Origin of the sequence: Bernardetia sp. (assembly GCF_020630935.1) — a bacterium.
In the GTDB taxonomy this organism is placed as follows: Bacteria; Bacteroidota; Bacteroidia; order Cytophagales; family Bernardetiaceae; genus Bernardetia.
Genome location: NZ_JAHDIG010000127.1, coordinates 1 through 5,297, shown reverse-complemented (window position 1 = coordinate 5,297; position 5,297 = coordinate 1). Strand labels below are relative to the sequence as shown.

General features: G+C 34.3%; 4 protein-coding genes. 2 read left to right on the top strand and 2 right to left on the bottom strand.

Annotated features, from left to right (window positions below):
• A partial coding sequence (locus QZ659_RS19985; protein ID WP_291728781.1) for a HEAT repeat domain-containing protein occupies nucleotides 1-631 on the bottom strand: 631 nt, incomplete at its 3' end.
• 64 nt (nucleotides 632-695) lie between these two features.
• Nucleotides 696-1,274 carry a hypothetical protein gene (locus QZ659_RS19980; protein WP_291728779.1) on the bottom strand — a complete coding sequence of 193 codons (579 nt, stop codon included), beginning with the start codon at nucleotides 1,272-1,274 and terminating at the stop codon, nucleotides 696-698.
• Nucleotides 1,275-1,432: 158 nt separating this feature from the next.
• On the opposite strand from QZ659_RS19980, the gene QZ659_RS19975 reads away from it, so the two are divergent.
• Both QZ659_RS19975 and QZ659_RS19970 read left to right on the top strand, forming a co-directional pair.
• Nucleotides 1,433-3,139, top strand: a complete 1,707-nt coding sequence (locus QZ659_RS19975; RefSeq protein WP_291728777.1) for a GAF domain-containing protein — start codon at nucleotides 1,433-1,435, stop codon at nucleotides 3,137-3,139.
• A 96-nt stretch (nucleotides 3,140-3,235) separates the two neighbouring features.
• Nucleotides 3,236-5,107 (top strand): D-alanine--D-alanine ligase, encoded by a 1,872-nt coding sequence (locus QZ659_RS19970; RefSeq protein WP_291728775.1) that lies wholly within the window; start codon nucleotides 3,236-3,238, stop codon nucleotides 5,105-5,107.
• The last annotated feature ends 190 nt before the right edge of the window (nucleotides 5,108-5,297 follow it).

The window sequence follows — 5,297 nt, the reverse complement described above, 5'->3', positions numbered from 1 at the left end:
GCTTCGGAGGAGTCAAAAAATCAAGCATAAGCAGTGTGGCAGAATCTGAAATAATGCGTTCTTCTGTTTTGGGTTTTGTTGCTGCACGATAAATTCCTAGGGCTTGCCCAACTCTTAGCGTGTCATTCTCATAATTTTTTGAAGATAGAAATGCCAATCCTTTTTCAGTTGCACTTTTTCCAACAGCTTCTAAAAGGCGTTGTTGCACATTTGCATCATAACTTCCGTCTGCTTGAAGCTCTTTTATTTTTTCTATTAATACGTTTTCGCTACTTGTTGCCCAAAGCTGACCTATCGCTGTAGCTGCTGCCATACGAACAGAAGCCTTTTTATCTGTTAATAATTCTGACAAAGGCATCAGAAAACTACTGTCTTGCAAAGAAGCAAAGGTTAGAGCTGCATGTTTTCTGTACTTTTCTTCTGTATGTGAGAAGAAGGTCGCTACCGTTTTGGCATCTCTTTGATTGGCAGCATCATACATTCTTTGTAGAGCTGTATCAGAATGAAAAACATTTCGCTTGATAAACTTTTCCAAATCTTTTGGAGGTTCGTTCATCTTATCTGGTTTGCAGGAAGTTGCCAACAAAAAAAGCAATAATAAAAATAGACTAGAAAAATATTGGATGTTCATAGAAAAGATAAGAAATAAATGGAGTTCTTGCCTAATTTACTAAATAAAATGCTCCTTAAAAGAATTAAAATAAATTTAATTGATTTTTGTCTCTAGTTTTAGTGTCTATCATATTTGCTTGTAGCAAAACATCTTCTATATACTCCTTATTAGTAGCAACAGCACGTAAAAATTTCGTATCCTTTCTATCAAAATAAAAAATAGAGTCTGCAAAATCTTTTTGTCCATTAGCTGCTGTTATTGCCATCGTCGAAATCAGAGTATAAGAGTAATCCCAATCTTTATTTGTGTGTGCTATCAGCGTAACATTTTTTATTTCCCTCTCATAATCAGCTAAGTATTTTGTAGGTATTTCAACATTATTATCAGAACGAGCCATTTCTATAAAACCTACTAAAGTTATGATTTCTAAATCAGATAAATTTTTCTTGATAGCCAAGCGAATGAGCAAAGGAAGAGTTAGGAAAGATACTAAGTACACACTGCCTTGGTGATAAAGATTATCTAAAAAGTCATTCAGAATTTCTTTACGAACCTTCTCATTATCACTATTCTCTTCTAATTTTTTTAGATTTGGAATAGGATTATATTCACCATAACAGCCTTGTAATGTTTCAAAAATTGGGTCTTCTGCTAAAATCATTATTACTATTGAATAAATTACAAATAACTATACCTAAAGAGAAATTTAAAAAATTCCCTTCAAAATTCAATAAAAAAAAGTATCTTACCTTAATTTTTTAAAAAAGAACAACAGCAACATAGTCTAAAGTTTAGACACAATACAAAAGGTTTTTTTTAATGAAAAAACGAAATCTTATTTTACTTTACTTGTCGCCACAAAATTTTCGTGGTAAAATCACGATGGGCATTACGCTGATGGGTGTTTTGGCAACACTGACACTTGTCGGAACGTGGTGGTATATCAATAGTCAAGTTATCTCTCAATACAATCATATCATAGACAATACTGCCCCAACACAGTATTATTCGAAAGTAATTGAAGACTGTATCAGTAGTAGTACCAGTCTGACAGCCATTTATCTTGCCACAAGCGAAGAAGAATATAGAAACGAAAGAGAAACTGTTTGGAAAGACTGTGAGGTAGCTTTGGCTGCACTTAGTAATTATACTGACCAGTGGCGCAACGAAGCTGTTATTTCGCTAGTTTATGATGTTCGGACAAAGGCAAACCGTTTGAGAAAAGAACAAAATAACGTAGAACAAAAATATTTTGCTAGAAATGCTGACCTCAAAGAAGATTCGAAAGCCGAGCGAGTGCGCCAAGTCGACCAGCTAGAACTCTTAACAGACGATGTACGTGCCGTTTTAGAACTCATTATCAATATTCAGAATGAAGAAATTGACAGGGCAAAAGCTGCTATTCATTTTCACACACAAAACCTTTGGGTAATTGTTTTGCCTGGTTGGATGATTATTCTGACTATTATTTGTATTTGGCTTGCCTATTCTATTAATCATAAGTTGCTGCTGCGTCTTCATGTTATCAAAAACTCACTTCGTCAGATTGCAAAAGGCAATTTATCAAACAAAATAAAAGTAGATGATAATGATGAGGTTACACCTATTGAGACGGCACTAAATCATTTGGCGCAAGATATGGAACGTTTGAAAGTTTTTGCTAAAGACGTGGGAGCAGAAAGGTTTGATACAAAAGAAATTCCTTTTAATGAAAATGGAGAAGTAGGACAGGCATTTATCAATATGCGTGATAGTTTGAAAATGATTGCAGAAAAAGACGACCAACTCAATTGGGCAATCACAGGAGAGGCACATTTTGCCAAAATACTAAGAGATTTTGATGAAAACATAGACGAACTCACACAAGTTTTTGTAAGCGAATTGGTCAAATATCTTGGTGTGGCACAAGCTAATTTGTATCTCATTACTCAAGATATTCATTCTGAAAAAGAACTAGAACTCAAGGCGTGGTTTGCTTATGATTCGCTTAAAAACAGAAAAAACACTATACGAGTAGGCGAAGGACTTATCGGAGAAACCTATCAAGAAAACAGAACGCTGTACTTAGAGAACCTTCCCAACGATTATTTGCATATCAGCTCGGCTTTAGGAAAAGCAAAACCTGTTTCATTGCTCTTTGTTCCTTTGAAGCTCTCAGAAGAAAATATTGGAATTTTGGAACTTGCAGCTTTCAAAAAACTAGAAAATTATGAAATAGAATTTGTAGAGAAAGTCTGTGAAAATATTACCTCTTCTATTATTTCAGTCTTGAATACGACACGTACACGTAAACTTTTGGAAGAAGCTCAAATGCAAAGAGAAGCTGTTTCGGCACAAGAAGAAGAAATGAGACAAAATTTAGAAGAGCTGCAAGCCACGCAAGAGGAAATGGAGCGAAAGGAAAGACTCATAGGTAAAATGCTAGAGGAAGCTGAAGCAAAAGAAATTGAACTCAGAAAAGTAATTGCAGAGCTAGAAGCAGAAAGAGAACAGAATCAAGAGAAAGACGAAGAAGAGAAAAAATAATTTTCAGAACCTAGTAGAATAAAGTGGTAATTGATTTATATTTGCTTTGCTGATTCAAGAAGTAAAATTTTTCATTATCGTAATAACTTACTACTCATGATAAAAATAGGTATTTTCTTTGGTGGAGTTTCTCGTGAACGTGAAATTTCCTTTGCAGGAGCAAAAACAGTTTCTCAAATTATAAATCATTCGCTTTTTGAACCTGTATATATTTTGATAGATAGCTTAGGAAAGTTTATCAAAATTAATCCTGTTCATTTCCAACATAAAGCCATTTCACATTTTTATCCTACACAAGATTCTATCCCAGAAGAATACGATGAGTTTTCGCCTGTCTATATCGAAACACTTGAAGAGCTAACTAACGAAAAGCATCGAAAAATAATGGAAGAGATAGGGACACCTATTCCTACCGAAAGCCTATCAGACTACGTAGATTTTGCTCTCTTGATGTTGCATGGCACATTTGCAGAAGATGGAATGCTGCAAGGACTTTTTGAGTGGTTACAAATTCCCTATTCGGGTTGTGGTATTTTTCCCTCTTCGTTTTCCATTGATAAGCACTTACAACAAGTTATTAATGAAAAATTAATTCTTGGAGATGCTAGAAAGTATCACATGATGCGTAAAGACGATTGGCGCAAATGTAATCAAGAAGAAGTTTTTGAAGGACTAAAAGCAAAATTAGGTCTTCCTATCGTAATTAAAGCTCCTTATCAAGGTTCTTCTATTGGCGTTTCTATTTTGAAAGCAGATAATTTGCAAGAATTTATAAAGGCTGTAAATAGTTCGCTTTTTGCTCGTCAGATTTCTAAGCAAGAGTGGACTGGACTTTCTATGCCTCAAAGAAAAGAATACATAAATGTATTGATGAGTTTGGAAAAAGGCATTGGTTTGCCTGTAGTTTTTGAAGAACGCTCACTTTTAGGAGGCAATTTAGGAGAACAGATTATTTATTCGCCTATCAAGCTCATTGAAAAGCTCAACGATTTCTTTTCTTATTCTGATGAAGATGCTATGCTATTTTCTTTTGAAAGTGAAGATATGGTTCTTTTTGAGCAACACTTGTCTGGAAAAGAGTTCTCTTGTGGTGTAATTCAAGATGAAAACTTAAATGCCGTTGCCTTACCTCCTACCGAAATCATAACAACAACAAAAGTATATGATTTTGAAGCAAAATATTTGCCCAACGCAAGCCAAAAACGTATTCCGATAGACATTCCAACAGATAAAATTATCAAAATTCAAGAGCGTTGCAAATCTATTTTCCAAACCTTTAAATTTGATGCTTGTGCAAGAATAGATGGTTTTTATACAGATGAAGATACAATAGAAATCATAGACATCAATACGCTGCCCGGTATGTCGCCTACTTCGCTTATTTTCCGTCAGGCTGCTGAAATAGGTTTTTCTCCTACTGATTTTATGACTTATCTTATTTATCAATCATTAAATTGTAGGGTACATACTGCCAAAAGACCTTATTTTTTCCGACAATTATTAAAAAAATTGCAAGGTGAGCTAGTAGATACAAGCTATCAGAATAAGGAAAAAGTAGCTATATTTTTTGATGCAAACACTTTCGAAGAAGCACGAAAAGAATTTAATATTATTTCTTCAGAAGGAGAGAAGCAACCATTTTGTGTATTTTTGAAGGTAGAAGAGGAAAAAAGTAGCTTATACAAACTTCCTGTTTCTTTTCTTTTGAAACCAAATATAGAAGAAGTAATACAAAATTTAGATACAGAACTTCATCCAGCAATAACACACACTATCAAAAATGCAAAGGAGCTAACAGACTTTTTTGTAAAGGATTTTGTAGCAAGTCCTCAAAAAATAACTTTAGAAAACCTTAATGATATGGTAAAGGATGTTGTTTGGCTTATCAAAAGTGTAGATAATGAAGACGCTCCACAAAGCAAAATAAAAAGACAGCTTTATGAAATAGGAATGGCTGTTGTGAGCTAGTTAAAGAAGTTGTTCAAGACCTGAAAGTCGGCGAAGCCAATAGAAAAAAGTCGCTTAAATGAGGTTTTTACTCATTGTTTCTCGTTCAAGCATTCTGCTTGAACGCACCATTTCGTCAGCATATGCTGATAAAATGGTAAGCACAAGATGGAATCCTTATCTTGTCCCATATTTTTTCGGATTAGCTAGT

Bases quoted from the DNA above. Each gene is read 5' to 3' on its own strand.
- QZ659_RS19970 (WP_291728775.1), top strand. From the start codon at position 3,236: ATGATAAAAATAGGTATTTTCTTTGGTGGAGTTTCTCGTGAACGTGAA.
- QZ659_RS19980 (WP_291728779.1), bottom strand. From the start codon at position 1,274: ATGATTTTAGCAGAAGACCCAATTTTTGAAACATTACAAGGCTGTTAT.
- QZ659_RS19975 (WP_291728777.1), top strand. From the start codon at position 1,433: ATGAAAAAACGAAATCTTATTTTACTTTACTTGTCGCCACAAAATTTT.